The following is a 15,176-nucleotide window of genomic DNA, read 5'->3' on the forward strand; positions in this document are numbered from 1 at the left end:
CCCCGTACCCGCCGCCCTCGCCACCAGGAGCCCCCGTGCAGCTCTCCGTCGATCCCGCCTCCGCCACTCCCCCGTACGAGCAGATCCGCGCCCAGATCGCCGAGCGGGCCCGCTCCGGCGAGCTGCCGACCGGGCTGAAGCTGCCCACCGTCCGGGCCCTGGCCGAGGAGCTGGGGCTGGCCGCCGGCACCGTCGCCCGGGCCTACCGCGAGCTGGAGGCGGACGGCGTGGTGGAGACCCACGGCCGGCGCGGCACGCTGATCGCCGCCACCGGGGACGCCTCCCACCGGCTGGCCGCCGAGGCCGCCGCCGAGTACGCGGCCCGGGCGAGCCGGCTGGGCCTCTCCGCCGGGGAGGCCCTGGCCGCCGTGGACACCGCCCTGCGGCTGGCCTACCAGGAGCGCTAGGAGGGCCCGCGCGGCCCGTCAGAGCTCGGGACGGATCATCCCCGAGGCCGGGGACTGGGAGGCCGGCGCGGTGGTGCCGACGGGCTGTCCCGAGGCGCTGTGCTTCAGCCAGTCCGTCCAGCCGACGTTCCAGTCCCCGAAGCCGTTGCCGAAGGGCTCCATCGCGCCGCCGCGGCTGTTCACCACCGTCACCAGGTCCCCCACCCGGGTGTGCTGGTAGAACCACTGCGCGTTCTCGGTGCTCATGCCGGTACAGCCGTGGCTGACGTTCTCCAGGCCCTGCGAGCCGACCGACCAGGGCGCCGCGTGGACGTACTCGCCGCTCCAGGTCACCCGGGTGGCCCACTGCACGTCCAGGTCGTAGGCCTCCGAGCTGCCCGCCGCTATGCCGATGGTCTCCCCGTTCATCCGGACCGACCGCTCCTGGCCGAGCACCACCTTGACGCCGTTGCGGGTGTCGAAGCCGGGCTTGCCGGTGGTGACCGGGATGGTCCGCAGCACCTCGCCGTCGCGCTTCAGGGTGAGCACGTGCGCGGCCGCGTCGATCACCGACTCCACCCGTTCGCCGATCCGCAGCTTCAGCGAGCTGCGGTCGCCGCCGTAGAGGCCGTCGGCGATCCGGCTGCCGGTGCCGTCGAAGGCCAGCGAGACGGTCGTACCGGCCGGCCAGTACTCCTCCGGGCGGAAGTGCAGGTTCTTGTCGTCCACCCAGTACCAGGCGCCGTTGACGGCGGGCTGGGAAGCGACCGTCAGGGCCCGCTCGACCTCCTGGCGGGCCTGCGGGTCCTTGACGTCCTCGGAGAGCTGCACGGTGAGCGGCTGGCCCACCCCGTAGACGCCGCTGCCGGAGGAGTCCGGGCCGAGCTTGGCGGTGAGCAGGCGCTGGGCCTCGACGGTGCTGAACTTGGCGGTGGTGTCGCCGCGGCCGCCCTTGCCGTCGTCGGCGGAGATCCGGACGGAGTACGCGGTGGAGGCCTTCAGCCGGCCGATCGTCTGCCAGCTGCGCTGGTCCTCGGCGAGCTTCCCGGCGACCACCCGGCCGTCCGGTCCGAGCACGGTGACGTCGGTGAGCCGACTGCCCTGGACGGCGGTCACGGTGACCGGCTGGGAGGGGTCGGCCTTGCCCTCCGCCGAGAGGTGGACCAGCGGGGCCGCGTCGATCCGGTGCGGCCCCCCGGTGGCGCGGTCGTCCTCCCCCGACGTGCAGCCGGCCAGCGGGGCCAGGACTGCGAGGGCCAGCGAGATGCCGCCGAGAGCTGCGATTCCGCGCCTGTCGGCCATGACCGCCTCCGAAGGTTCGCACGATTGATCAGATCGTAGGAACGCGCCCGGGCGAAGCGACATCCGAGGGACCCTCGGTTCACCCACCGGAGTGAGGCCGTTACCCCGGGGGACGCAGCAGGGCCGGTCCCCCCGTGCGGGAGGACCGGCCCTGGTGCCGGAAGCGGGGAACCCTACTGGTTCTGGTTCTCGCCCCGGTAGAACTCGAAGACCCATCCGAAGATGCCGATCAGGATGATCGGAGCGGCCCAGAACATCAGCCACCAGCCGAAGATCACGCCCATGAACGCGAGCGCGCCACCGAGCGCGAGCGCGAGCGGCTGCCAGCTGTGCGGGGCGAAGAAGCCCAGCTCGCCGGAGTCGTCCGCGACCTCGGCCTCGGGGTTGTCACCCGCGCCGCTGTCCACCCGGCGGGCGGTGAAGGCGAGGTAGTACCCGATGAAGGCGCAGAGGCCGAAGGCCAGGAACAGCGCCGTGGTGCCGGCCGCCTCGATGCCCTTGTCCGAGTGGTTGGTCCACAGACCGTAGGTCACGGCCATGGCCAGCACGAAGACGGACAGGCCCAGGAAGATCTTTCCCTGTTCCTTCATCAGGCGTCGCCCTCCTTCTTGCCCTTGCCCAGCTGCGGGGCGTCGTACTTCGCCGGGGTCACACCGGCGAGGTGCTTGGCCGGCTCACCGTGGTTCTCCAGGTAGTCCAGCGCGGCGATCTCCGGGTGGTGGAGGTCGAAGGCCGGGGATTCGGAGCGGATCCGCGGGAGGGTGAGGAAGTTGTGCCGCGGCGGCGGGCAGGAGGTCGCCCACTCCAGCGAGCGGCCGAAGCCCCACGGGTCGTCCACGGTGACCTTCTCGCCGTACTTGGCCGTCTTCCACACGTTGTAGAGGAACGGCAGCATCGACAGGCCGAGCACGAACGAGCCGATGGTCGAGACGGTGTTCAGGGTGGTGAAGCCGTCCGAGGCCAGGTAGTCGGCGTAGCGGCGGGGCATGCCCTCCGCGCCGAGCCAGTGCTGCACCAGGAAGGTGGTGTGGAAGCCGAAGAACAGCGTCCAGAAGGTGATCTTGCCGAGGCGCTCGTCCAGCATCTTGCCGGTCATCTTCGGCCACCAGAAGTGGAAGCCGGCGAACATCGCGAACACGACGGTGCCGAAGACCACGTAGTGGAAGTGGGCGACGACGAAGTACGAGTCCGAGACGTGGAAGTCGATCGGCGGGGAGGCCAGCAGGACACCGGTCAGACCGCCGAAGAGGAAGGTGACCAGGAAGCCGACCGTCCAGAGCATCGGGGTCTCGAAGCTCAGCGAGCCCTTCCACATGGTGCCGACCCAGTTGAAGAACTTCACACCGGTCGGGACCGCGATCAGGAAGGTCATGAACGAGAAGAACGGCAGCAGTACCTGTCCGGTGACGTACATGTGGTGCGCCCACACCGTCACCGACAGACCGGCGATCGCGATGGTGGCCGCGATCAGACCGGAGTAGCCGAACATCGGCTTGCGGCTGAAGACCGGGATGATCTCGCTGATGATGCCGAAGAACGGCAGCGCGATGATGTACACCTCGGGGTGGCCGAAGAACCAGAACAGGTGCTGCCAGAGCATCGCCCCGCCGTTGGCCGGGTCGAAGACGTGGGCGCCGAACTTGCGGTCCGCCTCCAGGGCGAACAGCGCGGCGGCCAGCACCGGGAAGGCCAGCAGGATCAGCACGGCGGTCAGCAGGGTGTTCCAGACGAAGATCGACATCCGGAACATCGTCATGCCGGGCGCGCGCATGCAGATGATGGTGGTGATGAAGTTGACCGCACCGAGGATCGTGCCGAAGCCGGAGAAGGCCAGACCCATGATCCACATGTCGCCGCCGATGCCGGGCGAGTGCACGGCGTCGGACAGCGGAGAGTAGGCGAACCAGCCGAAGTCGGCGGCACCGTTCGGGGTGACGAAGCCCGCCACCGCGATGATCGAGCCGAAGAGGTACAGCCAGTAGGCGAACATGTTCAGCCGCGGGAACGCCACGTCCGGGGCGCCGATCTGCAGCGGCATGATCCAGTTCGCGAAACCGGAGAACAGCGGCGTCGCGAACATCAGCAGCATGATCGTGCCGTGCATCGTGAACGCCTGGTTGAACTGCTCGTTCGACAGGATCTGGGTCCCGGGACGAGCCAGCTCGGCGCGCATGACCAGGGCGAGGATGCCACCGATCAGGAAGAAGGCGAACGACGTCCCCAGGTACAGGGTGCCGATCGTCTTGTGGTCGGTGGTGGTCAACCACTTGATGATGGTCGAACCCGGCTTCCGGGTCCGCTGCGCCCCGACCGTGACGGCACCGGCGCCCCCGCCGGCCGCGGCGGGCTCGTTGAGGATTGTCACTTCTCTTCACTTCCCATGCCGATGAGGCCGGAGGGCACCGCGCCGTTCTGGCCCTTGGCGCGAAGTTCGGCCAGGTGCTTGTCGTAGTCGGCGCGGTCGACGACCTTGACGTTGAACAGCATGCGCGAGTGGTCGACGCCGCAGAGCTCGGCACACTTGCCCATGTACTCGCCCTTGACGGTCGGGGTGACCTCGAACTTGTTCACCACGCCCGGCACGACGTCCATCTTCATCATGAAGTTGACGGGCCAGAAGTCGTGGATGACGTCACGCGAGGTGAGACGGAACTGCACCGTCTCGTTGACCGGCAGCCAGAGCGTCGGAGCGTCCTTGGGCGTACCGACCTCGTACGCGGCGTCCTGGTTGGCCGGGTCGGGGTGCTCGGTGTTCTCGTAGTTGAACGCCCAGCTCCACTGGAAGCCCACCACGTTGACGTAGTGCTGCGGCTTCTCGGAGGTGGCGGTCAGCTTGGACTCGTCGCGGGCGACGAAGTAGAAGAGCACCGAGACGATGATGATGGGGACCGCGGTGTAGAGCGCCTCGATGGGCACGTTGTACCGGGTCTGCGGGGGAACCTCCACACCGGTGCGCTTGCGCCGGTGGAAGATCACGCTCCAGATGATCAGACCCCACATCAGTACGCCGACCACCAGCGCCGCGATCCAGGAGCCCTGCCACATCTGGAGGACCATGGGCCCTTCCTTCGTGACGGGGCTCGGGAGGCCAAGCCTGGGGAGGTCGTTGGCCGAGCAGCCGGTGGCGGTCGCGATGACGAGGCCCAGTGCCAGCGCCTGAGGCAGCTTCCGCCGCATCGTGCGCCGCGGCGAGCGGTCGGAGCCGTTGGGACTCACGTAGCGCCTTCCCGAAGTCTCGCCCGCCTTCGCGTCGCCCCGGGGAGGAGTGTGAGCCTCCCCGGCGACCCGTCCACGGGCACGGTTTGAATGCTTATGCGGGCCAAACCCTACTCCAGCCTTATGCGCTCCTGACGGGCAGCCCCCGGTAACGCGCCGCCCGCTAGCCCGATCAGGCCCGGCAGGGGCTGCGCCGCAGGTCATCGTAGGCATTCGAGGTCCGTACGCCCGATCGGGGGATGACCTCGGACGACACCCGTGACGGCCCGTCGGGCGTGGATGAAGCGGACATTCGGGATGATCGACTGACGGCGGATGAGCCGCGCGACCGACCGGTTCGCACGCCGGGTGTGTCGTTAAATGTGACCGTGTACTTCGACGCGGCCTCGACGGCCCCCCTGCACCCCGTCGCCCGGCAGGCCCTGACCGCCGCCCTGGACGAGGGCTGGGCCGACCCGGCCCGGCTGTACCGCTCCGGCCGGCAGGCCCGGATGCTGCTGGACGCCGCCCGCGAGACGGTGGCCGCGGTGCTCGGCGCCCGGCCTGACGAGATCTCCTTCACCGCCAGCGGCACCCAGGCCGTCCAGCTCGGCCTGCTGGGTGCGCTGACCGGGAACCGGCGGCGCGGCGGCCACTTCGTCCACTCCGCCGTGGAGCACTCCAGCGTGCTGCACGTCGCCGAGCGCCACGAGGCCGGCGGGGGCGAGGTCTCGGTGGCTCCGGTGGACCGGACCGGCCGGGCCGACCCGGCGGCCTTCGGCGCACTGCTGCGCCCGGACACCGCGCTGGCCGCGCTGCAGAGCGCCAACCACGAGGTGGGGACGGTGCAGCCGGTCGGCGAGGTCGCCGCGCTGTGCGCCGGGGCCGGCGTCCCACTGCTGGTGGACGCCGCGCAGAGCGCCGGACGGGTGGACGTCCCGGCGGGCTGGTCGCTGCTGACCGCGAGCGCCCACAAGTGGGGTGGCCCGCCCGGGGTCGGGGTGCTGGCGGTGCGCAAGGGAGTCCGGTACGCCTCGCCGCTGCCGGCCGACGAGCGCGAGGGCGGCCGGGTGCCCGGCTACGTCAACGTCCCGGCGATCGTGGCCGCGGCCGCCTCGCTGCGAGCCGTGCGGGCCGAGGCCGACCGGGAGAACGCCCGGCTGCACGCGCTGGTGGAACGGATCCGCGCCCGGGTGCCGCGGCTGGTGCCCGAGGTCGAGGTGGTCGGCGATCCGGTGCGGCGGCTGCCGCACATCGTCACCTTCTCCTGTCTGTACGTGGACGGGGAGGTGCTGCTGACCGAGCTGGACCGGGCGGGCTTCGCGGTCTCCTCCGGCTCCTCCTGCACCTCGTCCACGCTGACGCCCAGCCACGTGCTGGCGGCGATGGGGGTGCTCACCGAGGGGAACGTCCGGGTCTCGCTGCCGTACGGGACGGCCGAGGCGGACGTGGAACGCTTCCTGGCGGTGCTTCCGGACCTGGTGGCCGGCGTCCGGGCACCGCTCGGGCTGGACCTGCCGGCACCCGAGCCCGCGGCCGAGGAGTCGCTGCTGGTCATCGACGCCCTCGGCAAGCGCTGCCCGCTGCCGGTGATCGAGCTGGCCAAGCGGATCGGCGAGGTGCCGGTCGGCGGCACGGTCGCCGTCCTGGCCGACGACGAGGCGGCGCGGCTCGACATCCCGGCCTGGTGCGGGATGCGCGGGCAGGAGTACGCGGGCGAGGCCCCGGCCGCCGAGTACGGCGGCGACCGGGGCTCGGCCCACCTCGTGCTGCGCCGCTCCTAGGTCCTGTCCGGCCGATCTTGGCGGATCAGCCCGCGGCGTCGCGGGCCCGGCAAGATCGGCCGGACAGGACCCAAGGAGCGGAAACCGCCGAGGGGCCGGGACTACTTGACCAGGTGGGCGCCGACCTCGGCGGCCGCCTCGGCTCCGTAGGCCTCCTCGAAGCGCGCCAGGAAGGCGGCCGGGCGCAGCTCGTACTCCTGGGTGCCGACGGTCTCGATCACCAGGGTGGCGAGCATGCAGCCGAGCTGGGCGGAGCGCTCCAGCTCCAGGTCCCAGGACAGGCCGGCCAGGAAGCCCGCCCGGAAGGCGTCGCCGACGCCGGTCGGGTCGACCTTGGCCTCCTCCTTGGCGCAGCCGACCAGGATCGGGGCCTCGCCCTTGCGGTCGATCCGGACGCCCTTGCTGCCCAGGGTGGTGATCCGGGTGCCGACACGGCCGAGCAGCTCGTCGCCGTCCCAGCCGGTCTTGCTCTCGATCAGCGCGGCCTCGTACTCGTTGGTGAACAGGTACGTGGCGCCGTCGACGATCTCGCGGATGTCCTCGCCCTCCAGGCGGGCCAGCTGCTGGGAGGGGTCGGCGGCGAAGGCGTAGCCGCGGGTGCGGCACTCCTGGGTGTGGCGGACCATGCCCTGCGGGTCGTCGGCGCCGATCAGGACGAGGTCCAGGCCGCCGACGCGGTCGGCGATCGGCTTCAGCTCGATGTTGCGGGCCTCGGCCATGGCACCGGTGTAGAACGAGGCGATCTGGTTGTGGTCCTCGTCCGTGGTGCACATGAAGCGCGCGGTGTGGCGGGTCTCGGAGATGTGGACGGAGTCGCAGTCCACGTTGTTGCGCTCCAGCCAGCTGCGGTACTCGGCGAAGTCCGCGCCGGCGGCGCCGACCAGGACCGGGCGCAGGCCGAGCACACCCATGCCGAAGGCGATGTTCGGCGCGACGCCGCCGCGGCGGATGTCCAGGGCGTCGACGAGGAAGGACAGCGACACGGTGTGCAACTGTTCGGCGACGAGCTGGTCGGCGAACCGGCCGGGGAACGTCATCAGGTGGTCGGTGGCGATCGAACCGGCGACGGCGATACGCACGGGAGGTCTCCTCAGGGTGGCTGCGGGGACAGCGGGCGAGCGGGGGTGAACCCACCCACGGTACCGGGCTCCGGCCGGCGCCCAGGCAGGAGTCCCGTAAGTTGCCGCCCGCACGGCCGGGGTGGCACCCGTCGGCACGAATGTGTACTACCTCTCGGTAGCACTGGTGGGCGGCCCGGAGCGCTGCCTAGGGTCGGCCTCGGGAGGCCGCCGCACGTGGCCTCGACGTCGACCGTGGCAGCGTGGCCACGGCTCAGGATCGGAGCGATGCCCGATGACGACCGACCACTTCCCCGTGCCCGCCCTGCGGGCGGACGACGGTGAGTCCCTCGACGCCCTGCTGGACTCCTCCCGGCGGCTGCGCCGGTTCTGGCCGCAGGTCGCGGCCGGTCCGGAGCCCGCCCTCCCCGCCCCGGCCGGCGTCCGGGTCCCCTCCGGGGCGCGGCGGGTGGTCGCCGGGATGGCCGAGTACGGGTTCTGACGCCGGAACGGAACGGACCGGTACGGAACCGGATCCGTCCGGGGCACGTCAGATCCGCGCGGCGCGGCCGAGCGGGCGGCACCGCTGAACCCTCGGGAGGATGTGCAGATGGATCTGGAGACGATGCCCCGGCGCGGTCGGCGGGCGGTGGCCCTGGCGGCCCTGGCACTGGCGGCGGTGGTGACGGTGGCCGGCTGTGACGGGGGCGCCAAGCCTTCCTCGGACGCGGCGACGAGCGGCACGCCCTCCGCCTCCGCGTTGGCGAGCACCTCCCCGCAGGCCTCCGCGGACGCTTCCCCGGGCACCGCGCGGCCGACCCCGGCGCAGCCGTCCGACGCCACGCCCACCCTGGCCTCGCCCGCGCCCGGGCAGCCGGCCCCGTCCGCTCCCCCGGGCAACGGGATCGCGGTGGGCGAGCCGAACCCGAACGGTTCGACCTCGCCGGCCCGTCCGCCGGTCGCCTACCGGGTGGACGGCACCACCAAGCTGACCGTCTACTTCTTCGGCGGGGTCTGCACCTCGTACGCGCTGAAGGCGGACGAGTCGCAGCCGGGCCGGGTGGAGGTGCTGGTCGTGCCGGGCCCGCCCACGGTCGAGCCGGGGCAGAAGTGCAACGCGCTGGCCAAGCGGCAGTCGGTCTCGACCGACCTGCGTTCGCCGCTGGCCGGGCGGACGGTGGTGGACCGGACCAGCGGCCAGGAGCTGCCGTTGCAGGGCGACCCGCACATGGGGCCGGACCCGGTCACCCCGGACGGCGCCGGGCAGTAGGAAACGGAAAAGGCGGCCCCGGGGTGCTCCCCGGGGCCGCCTTCCGCAGCGGGCTTAGCTGAACGAGTCGCCGCAGGCGCAGGAGCCGGTGGCGTTCGGGTTGTCGATGGTGAAGCCCTGCTTCTCGATGGTGTCGACGAAGTCGACGGAGGCGCCACCCAGGTACGGGGCGCTCATCCGGTCGGTGACGACCTTGACGCCGTTGAAGTCCTTGATCACGTCGCCGTCGAGCGAGCGCTCGTCGAAGAACAGCTGGTAACGCAGGCCGGAGCAGCCACCGGGCTGGACGGCGACGCGCAGCGCCAGGTCCTCGCGGCCTTCCTGCTCCAGCAGGGCCTTGACCTTGGCCGCGGCGGCATCGGTAAGGAGGATGCCACTCTCGACGGTGGTCTCGTCCTGGACGGTCATCTGCTTTCTCCCGGTCTTGACGACGGTCTGCCGCCAGTGCCAACCAACAGCCGTCCGGTTTCATTTCCCGGACGGCGATGGAATTCTGCGGCTTCTCGCGGCTGGTTATCCGTGGGCCGGGTGTGCCCACCCGTGTCCCCTACGTTCCCCATGCTCGCACACCCCGGCAGGCCTGGTCACCGCCCGGGACGTGGATCCGGGTGAACCGGCCCCACGGCGGCCCACCGGCCGCCAGGATGGTCCTCATGATCCTTCGCCCGGTCAGGGACACCGCCGCGGACGCCGAGGTCGTCCAGGAGCTCTCCGCCGCCGCGTTCGGCGAGGCCGCCCCGGCGGGGGCGGCACCGGAGCGGTCGCCGCTGCGGCTGGCCCGGACCAGGCACCTGGCGCGCACCGATCCCGGCGGCTGCTGGCTGGCCTCGATCGACGGCGAGCCGGTCGGGGCGGTGCTGTCGATCCGCCGGGAGGGCCTGTGGGCGCCCTCACTGCTGGCGGTCAGGCCGTCCGCGCAGGGCAAGGGCGTCGGGCGGCTGCTGCTGGAACGGGCGGCGGCGCACTCCCGGGGCTGTCTGCGCGGCATGGTCTGCGCCTCGGACTCCCCGGCGGCGGCCCGCCGCTACCGGCTGGCCGGGTTCACCCTCCACCCGGCGATGCGGCTGGCCGGGCGGGTGGACCGCGGCGGGCTGCTCGATCCGGGGGACATCCCGGTGCACCGGGGCAACGCCACCCACCTGCACCTGCTGGACTCGGTGGACCGGCGGCTGCGCGGGTCCGCGCACGGGCCGGACCACGAGCTGATGCTGGGCCACTTCGAGGAGCTGCTGATCGCCGACGCGCTGGCCGGCAGCGGCTACTGCTACCGGGACGGCGGCGTGGTGCGGCTGCTCGCGGCCACCAGCAGGCGGATCGCCGTCCGGCTGCTGCGGGAGGCGCTGGCCCGGGTGCCGGACGGGGTCGAGGCGCGGGTGGAGTACCTGACCGCGGAGCAGGAGTGGGCGCTGGACGTCGGGCTGGAGGTCGGGCTGACGCCGCGGGCCGGCGGTTTCGTCGGGGTCCGCGGGATGCGGCCGCCGACGCCGTACCTGCCGAGCGGGGCGTTCCTGTGAACCCGCGGACGCCTGAACCCGCGGACGGCGTGAACGGGCACAGGGCGTGAACAGGTGTACGACCCCCGCCGGAACGCGCCGGTGGGGGCCGTGACGAGGAGCGGGCTCAGACCATGGTGTCCAGGATCTCCTCGACCATCCCCATGGTGGTGCCCGGGTGCAGGAAGGCGAAGCGGGCGACCGTCTCGCCGTCCCAGCCGGTGGGGGTGACGAAACCGATCTGGTCCGCGAGCAGTTGCTGCGACCACCGGTAGTAGTCGTCGTTGGTCCAGCCCTTGCGCTTGAAGCAGACCGCCGAGAGCTGCGGGTCGAACAGCAGCTCCAGGTGCTCGGACTCGCGGATCAGCCGCGCGGTCTCCCGGGCCAGTGTGAGGCCGGCCTCGATGGCGTCGGTGTAGGCCTGGACGCCGTGCACGGCCAGCGAGAACCAGAGCGGCAGGCCGCGGGCGCGCCGGGTCAGGTGGTAGGCGTAGTCGGTGGGGTTCCACTCGTCGCCCTCGGTGTGCAGGACGTCCAGGTAGGAGGCGTCCTGGGTGTGCACGGCGCGGGCGAGCTGCGGGTTGCGGTAGAGCAGCGCGGCGCAGTCGAAGGGCGCGAAGAGCCACTTGTGGGGGTCGACCACGAAGGAGTCGGCGTGCTCGATGCCGTCGTAGCGCTCGCGCACCGAGGGGGCGAACAGGCCCGCGCCGCCGTAGGCGCCGTCCACGTGGAACCACAGGTCGCGCTCGCGGGCGACCTCGGCCAGGCCCTTGAGGTCGTCGACGATGCCCTCGTTGGTGGTCCCGGCGGTGCCGACGACGGCGATCACCGTCTCAGGGTTCGGGTCGGCGGCCAGGGCGGCACGCAGCGCCTCGCCGGTGAAGCGGCGGTTCACGGTCGGGACCTTGAAGGCCTCGACGCCGATGATGTTGAAGGTGTTCTTGACCGAGGAGTGCACCTGGTCGGCGACGGCGATCCGCAGCCGGACCTCCGGACCGCTGGGTCGGCCCTCACCGGCCAGCTTGCGGCGGGCGGTGTCGCGGGCGACCACCAGGGCGGAGAGGTTGCCCGCCGAGCCGCCGGAGACGAAGGTGCCGCCGGCCGACTGGGGCATTCCCGCCCGGTCGGCGATCAGGCGCAGCACCTGGTTCTCGGCGGCGATCGCGCCGGCCGCCTCCAGCCAGGAGATGCCCTGGAGGGAGGCGCAGGAGACGACCATGTCGAACAGCAGCGCGGCCTTGGTCGGGGCGCACGGGATGAAGGACAGGTAGCGCGGGCTGTCGGCGGAGATGACCGCGCGGGACAGCTCGTGGTCGTACAGCTTGAGCACGTCGGCCGGGTTGTTGCCGTCCTGGTTGAGCAGGCCGGTCAGTTGGGCGCGCAGGTGCTCGCCGTCGCCGGGGTGGTCGAGCGGGACGGGGTCGTACTGCAGCCGGTCCCGCATGTAGTCGAAGACCAGGTCGACCAGGTCGTTGTCGGGCCGGTGCATGCGGTCGGGTGCTGCGGACACGGCTGTCCCTCTCGGCGTGTGGTGTGGGGGCGTCCGGTCCGCGGGACGCCTCACCGCGACGACCGGACGTGATCAGCGTAGGCAGCGGGGATGCCTCACCGCGCGTCGGAACGCGGCTGGTCAGGCAGGTTTCGAGCGTTTTCGAACCGCTCCGCGCAGGATTCCTGCGCGGACCGGGAGGGCTCACCCGATGAGCTGGGAGAGGACCACCGAGGAGCGGCTGCGCTGGACGCCGGGTTCGCGCCGGATGCGCTCGATGACGCCTTCCAGGTGGCGCATGTCGGCGGCCCGCAGGTGCACCAGGGCGTCCGGGTCGCCGGTGACCGTCCAGGCGGCGACCACCTCGGGGAACTGCCGCAGGCTGGCCAGGATCTCCTCGGGGGCGGTGCGCTCGCGGCAGTAGACCTCGACGAAGGCCTCGGTCTGCCAGCCCAGCACGGACGGGTCGAGCACCACGGTGAAGCCCCGGACCACACCGCGCGCCCGCAGCCGGTCGATGCGCCGGCGCACGGCGGTGGCGGAGAGGTTCACCTGGAGGCCGATCTCGGCGTACGAGGCGCGGCCGTCGCTGCCGAGCCGGGCGAGCAGGAGCCGGTCGGTCTCGTCCAGGTCGGCCCCGGCCACCTCGTGCGCTCGGCTACTGCTCATGGGTGAGGGGCTCCACGGGTCGTACGGGGTCGGCGGGGCGCTCCGGCGGCGGGCGACGGACGGCCACCACCGAAACGGTTCGTCACCATTCTGGCGGATGACCTGGGCGGCCTCACTGCTACCGAGGAGGGCTGGACGGGCCTGCGACCCGTCCTAGACCAGCAGCACGATCTTCCCCCGGGTGCGGCCCTCGGCGCTGAGCGCCTGGGCGGAGGCGGCCTGGGCCAGCGGGAAGGTGGAGGCGACGGTGACGGTCAGCCGGCCGTCGTCGGCGAGCGCGGCCAGTTCGGCGAGGTCCGCGGCGGCCGGGCGGACCCAGACGTACCGGCCGCCGATCGCCTTGACCCCGAAGTCGGTGGTCGAGGCGATCCGGCCCGGGTCGGCCACCAGCTCGGCCGAGACCTGGACGGCGCCCCGGCCGACCAGGTCCAGGGCCGCGTCCACCCCGCCGGGGGCGAGCGCGCGGACCCGGTCGGCCAGGCCCTCGCCGTACACCACCGGCTCGGCGCCGAGGCCGCGCAGGAAGTCGTGGTTGCGCTCGGCCGCGGTGCCGATCACCCGGGCGCCGGCGGCCCGGGCCAGCTGCACCGCCAGGTGGCCGACCCCTCCGGCGGCGGCGTGCACCAGGACGGTGTCCCCCTCGGCGACGCTCAGCGCCCTCAACCCTTGCAGCGCGGTGAGCCCGGCCAGCGGCAGGCCGCCGGCCTGGGCCCAGTCCAGCGCGGCCGGCTTGCGGGCCAGGGTGCGGACCGGGGCGGAGACCAGTTCGGCGTAGGTGCCGTGCTCGACGGCGTCCTTGCGGACGTAGCCGTACACCTCGTCGCCCGGGGCGAACTCGGTGACCCCGCCGCCGACGGCGCGGACCACCCCGGCCAGGTCCCAGCCCATGACCAGCGGGAAGTGCGCGTCGAGGATGCCGTCCAGGGCGCCGTCCCGGACCTTCCAGTCCACCGGGTTCACTCCGGCCGCCCGGACCTCCACCAGGACGGAGTCGGGGCCGACCTTGGGGTCGGGCAGGTCGGTGTACTCGACCACCTCGGGGCCGCCGTAGCGGTTGATCGCGATTGCCTTCATGGCTCAGCCATACCCCGGGGCTTCGAAATATCGATTCGACAACGCTCGACACCCTCGAATTGGCTATCCGGGCCCGCTGGGGGAGCCTTTCCGGCGAGCGGTTCTCGTCACATCGACAGGATGGCCATCGTCACTCTGACGCTAACCGGTTATCATAGATAGCGTCAGTTAGACGAAAAGGCCCCACCGCTAGCTCGGCCGCACAGAAGGGCACCCAGCCCGTGACCACCACCATCACCGAGACCCACGGCGTCGACCCCACCCCGACACCGCTCGCTCTGCTGCTGCTCGGCCGCGAGGCCGACCCGAACAGCGAGCGCGGTGTCGAATGCCCCGGTGACCTCCCCCCGGCCTCCGACCCGAACCTCGTCGCGCGCGCCCGGGCGGCCAAGGCCGCGCTCGGCGACCGCGTCTTCATCCTCGGCCACCACTACCAGCGCGACGAGGTGATCGAGTTCGCCGACGTCACCGGCGACTCCTTCAAGCTCGCCCGTGACGCGGCGGCCCGCCCGGAGGCCGAGTACATCGTCTTCTGCGGCGTGCACTTCATGGCCGAGTCCGCGGACATCCTCACCGGCGACCGCCAGCAGGTCGTCCTGCCGGACCTCGCGGCCGGCTGCTCGATGGCCGACATGGCCACCGCCGAGCAGGTCGCCGAGTGCTGGGACGCGCTGACCGACGCCGGCATAGCCGACGTGACCGTCCCGGTCTCGTACATGAACTCCTCCGCCGACATCAAGGCCTTCACCGGCAGGCACGGCGGCCTGATCTGCACCTCCTCCAACGCCAAGCGCGCCCTGGAGTGGGCCTTCGAGCAGGGCCAGAAGGTGCTCTTCCTGCCCGACCAGCACCTCGGCCGCAACACCGCGGTGCGGGACATGGGCTTCTCGCTGGACGACTGCGTGGTCTACAACCCGCACCGGCCCAACGGCGGCCTGACCACCGAACAGCTGCGCGACGCCAAGATGATCCTCTGGCGCGGCCACTGCTCGGTGCACGGCCGCTTCAGCCTGGACTCGGTGAACGACGTCCGCGAGCGGATCCCCGGCGTGACGGTCCTGGTGCACCCCGAGTGCAAGCACGAGGTCGTCGCGGCCGCCGACATGGTGGGCTCGACCGAGTACATCATCAAGGCGCTGGACGCCGCCGAGCCCGGCTCCAAGTGGGCCATCGGCACCGAGCTGAACCTGGTCCGCCGCCTGGCCAAGGCGCACCCGGACAAGGAGATCGTGTTCCTGGACCGCGCGGTCTGCTTCTGCTCGACCATGAACCGGATCGACCTGCCGCACCTGGTCTGGGCACTGGAGTCGCTGGTCGAGGGCCGGGTGCCGAACGTGATCACCGTCGACCCGGAGACCGAGAAGTACGCCAAGGCCGCGCTGGACCGGATGTTGGCCCTGCCGTAGCCGACGTCCCCACGCACGACGAATGGGCGGGCCCCCTCCGGTGGGAGGGG

15 protein-coding genes are annotated in these 15,176 nt (G+C 71.9%); 6 read left to right on the forward strand and 9 right to left on the reverse strand.

What is annotated here, in order from left to right:
- The first annotated feature begins 35 nt into the window (after window positions 1–35).
- Complete coding sequence (locus tag ACFRMQ_RS24995) at window positions 36–407, forward strand: GntR family transcriptional regulator (protein WP_380732852.1); 372 nt, start codon at window positions 36–38, stop codon at window positions 405–407.
- Between the two features lie 18 nt (window positions 408–425).
- On the opposite strand, the gene ACFRMQ_RS25000 is transcribed toward ACFRMQ_RS24995, so the two are convergent.
- The 4 genes from ACFRMQ_RS25000 to coxB form a co-directional block, all read right to left on the reverse strand.
- Window positions 426–1,688 carry an Ig-like domain-containing protein gene (locus ACFRMQ_RS25000; protein WP_380732841.1) on the reverse strand — a complete coding sequence of 421 codons (1,263 nt, stop codon included), beginning with the start codon at window positions 1,686–1,688 and terminating at the stop codon, window positions 426–428.
- 173 nt (window positions 1,689–1,861) lie between these two features.
- On the reverse strand, window positions 1,862–2,278 hold the full coding sequence (locus tag ACFRMQ_RS25005; protein ID WP_380696228.1) for a cytochrome c oxidase subunit 4: 417 nt from the start codon (window positions 2,276–2,278) through the stop codon (window positions 1,862–1,864).
- On the reverse strand, window positions 2,278–4,053 hold the full coding sequence (gene ctaD, locus ACFRMQ_RS25010; RefSeq protein WP_380696230.1) for a cytochrome c oxidase subunit I: 1,776 nt from the start codon (window positions 4,051–4,053) through the stop codon (window positions 2,278–2,280). Before ctaD ends, ACFRMQ_RS25005 begins: the two co-directional genes overlap by 1 nt.
- Complete coding sequence (coxB, locus tag ACFRMQ_RS25015) at window positions 4,050–4,904, reverse strand: cytochrome c oxidase subunit II (protein WP_380732842.1); 855 nt, start codon at window positions 4,902–4,904, stop codon at window positions 4,050–4,052. The genes ctaD and coxB overlap by 4 nt, the downstream gene beginning before the upstream one ends.
- 368 nt (window positions 4,905–5,272) lie before the next feature.
- Here coxB and ACFRMQ_RS25020 point away from each other — a divergent pair, with 368 nt between their 5' ends.
- On the forward strand, window positions 5,273–6,667 hold the full coding sequence (locus ACFRMQ_RS25020) for a cysteine desulfurase/sulfurtransferase TusA family protein (RefSeq protein WP_380732843.1): 1,395 nt from the start codon (window positions 5,273–5,275) through the stop codon (window positions 6,665–6,667).
- A 101-nt stretch (window positions 6,668–6,768) separates the two neighbouring features.
- On the opposite strand, the gene ACFRMQ_RS25025 is transcribed toward ACFRMQ_RS25020, so the two are convergent.
- A complete protein-coding gene (locus ACFRMQ_RS25025) occupies window positions 6,769–7,746 on the reverse strand; it encodes a carbohydrate kinase family protein (protein WP_380732844.1) in 978 nt (325 codons plus the stop codon).
- Window positions 7,747–8,020: 274 nt separating this feature from the next.
- On the opposite strand from ACFRMQ_RS25025, the gene ACFRMQ_RS25030 reads away from it, so the two are divergent.
- Window positions 8,021–8,227, forward strand: a complete 207-nt coding sequence (locus ACFRMQ_RS25030) for a hypothetical protein (RefSeq protein WP_380732845.1) — start codon at window positions 8,021–8,023, stop codon at window positions 8,225–8,227.
- Window positions 8,228–8,335: 108 nt separating this feature from the next.
- Entirely contained in the window at window positions 8,336–8,995 is a 660-nt protein-coding gene (locus tag ACFRMQ_RS25035; protein WP_380732846.1) for a hypothetical protein, read from the forward strand.
- 54 nt (window positions 8,996–9,049) lie between these two features.
- Here the strand turns inward: ACFRMQ_RS25035 and erpA are convergent, their stop codons facing one another.
- Window positions 9,050–9,403 carry an iron-sulfur cluster insertion protein ErpA gene (gene erpA / locus ACFRMQ_RS25040; protein WP_380696242.1) on the reverse strand — a complete coding sequence of 118 codons (354 nt, stop codon included), beginning with the start codon at window positions 9,401–9,403 and terminating at the stop codon, window positions 9,050–9,052.
- Between the two features lie 245 nt (window positions 9,404–9,648).
- Here erpA and ACFRMQ_RS25045 point away from each other — a divergent pair, with 245 nt between their 5' ends.
- Entirely contained in the window at window positions 9,649–10,509 is an 861-nt protein-coding gene (locus ACFRMQ_RS25045; protein WP_380732847.1) for a GNAT family N-acetyltransferase, read from the forward strand.
- Window positions 10,510–10,615: 106 nt separating this feature from the next.
- Here the strand turns inward: ACFRMQ_RS25045 and ACFRMQ_RS25050 are convergent, their stop codons facing one another.
- The 3 genes from ACFRMQ_RS25050 to ACFRMQ_RS25060 form a co-directional block, all read right to left on the reverse strand.
- The gene (locus tag ACFRMQ_RS25050) at window positions 10,616–11,998 is read right to left on the reverse strand and encodes a pyridoxal phosphate-dependent decarboxylase family protein (RefSeq protein WP_380732848.1); all 1,383 of its coding nucleotides are present in this window, start codon (window positions 11,996–11,998) and stop codon (window positions 10,616–10,618) included.
- A 183-nt stretch (window positions 11,999–12,181) separates the two neighbouring features.
- The gene (locus tag ACFRMQ_RS25055) at window positions 12,182–12,646 is read right to left on the reverse strand and encodes an Lrp/AsnC family transcriptional regulator (protein ID WP_380732849.1); all 465 of its coding nucleotides are present in this window, start codon (window positions 12,644–12,646) and stop codon (window positions 12,182–12,184) included.
- A gap of 153 nt (window positions 12,647–12,799) precedes the next feature.
- Complete coding sequence (locus ACFRMQ_RS25060) at window positions 12,800–13,720, reverse strand: NADP-dependent oxidoreductase (RefSeq protein ID WP_380732850.1); 921 nt, start codon at window positions 13,718–13,720, stop codon at window positions 12,800–12,802.
- A gap of 221 nt (window positions 13,721–13,941) precedes the next feature.
- On the opposite strand from ACFRMQ_RS25060, the gene nadA reads away from it, so the two are divergent.
- On the forward strand, window positions 13,942–15,126 hold the full coding sequence (nadA, locus tag ACFRMQ_RS25065; RefSeq protein ID WP_380732851.1) for a quinolinate synthase NadA: 1,185 nt from the start codon (window positions 13,942–13,944) through the stop codon (window positions 15,124–15,126).
- The last annotated feature ends 50 nt before the right edge of the window (window positions 15,127–15,176 follow it).

The sequence above is a fragment of the Kitasatospora sp. NPDC056783 genome (assembly GCF_042789895.1).
Lineage (GTDB): Bacteria > Actinomycetota > Actinomycetes > Streptomycetales > Streptomycetaceae > Kitasatospora.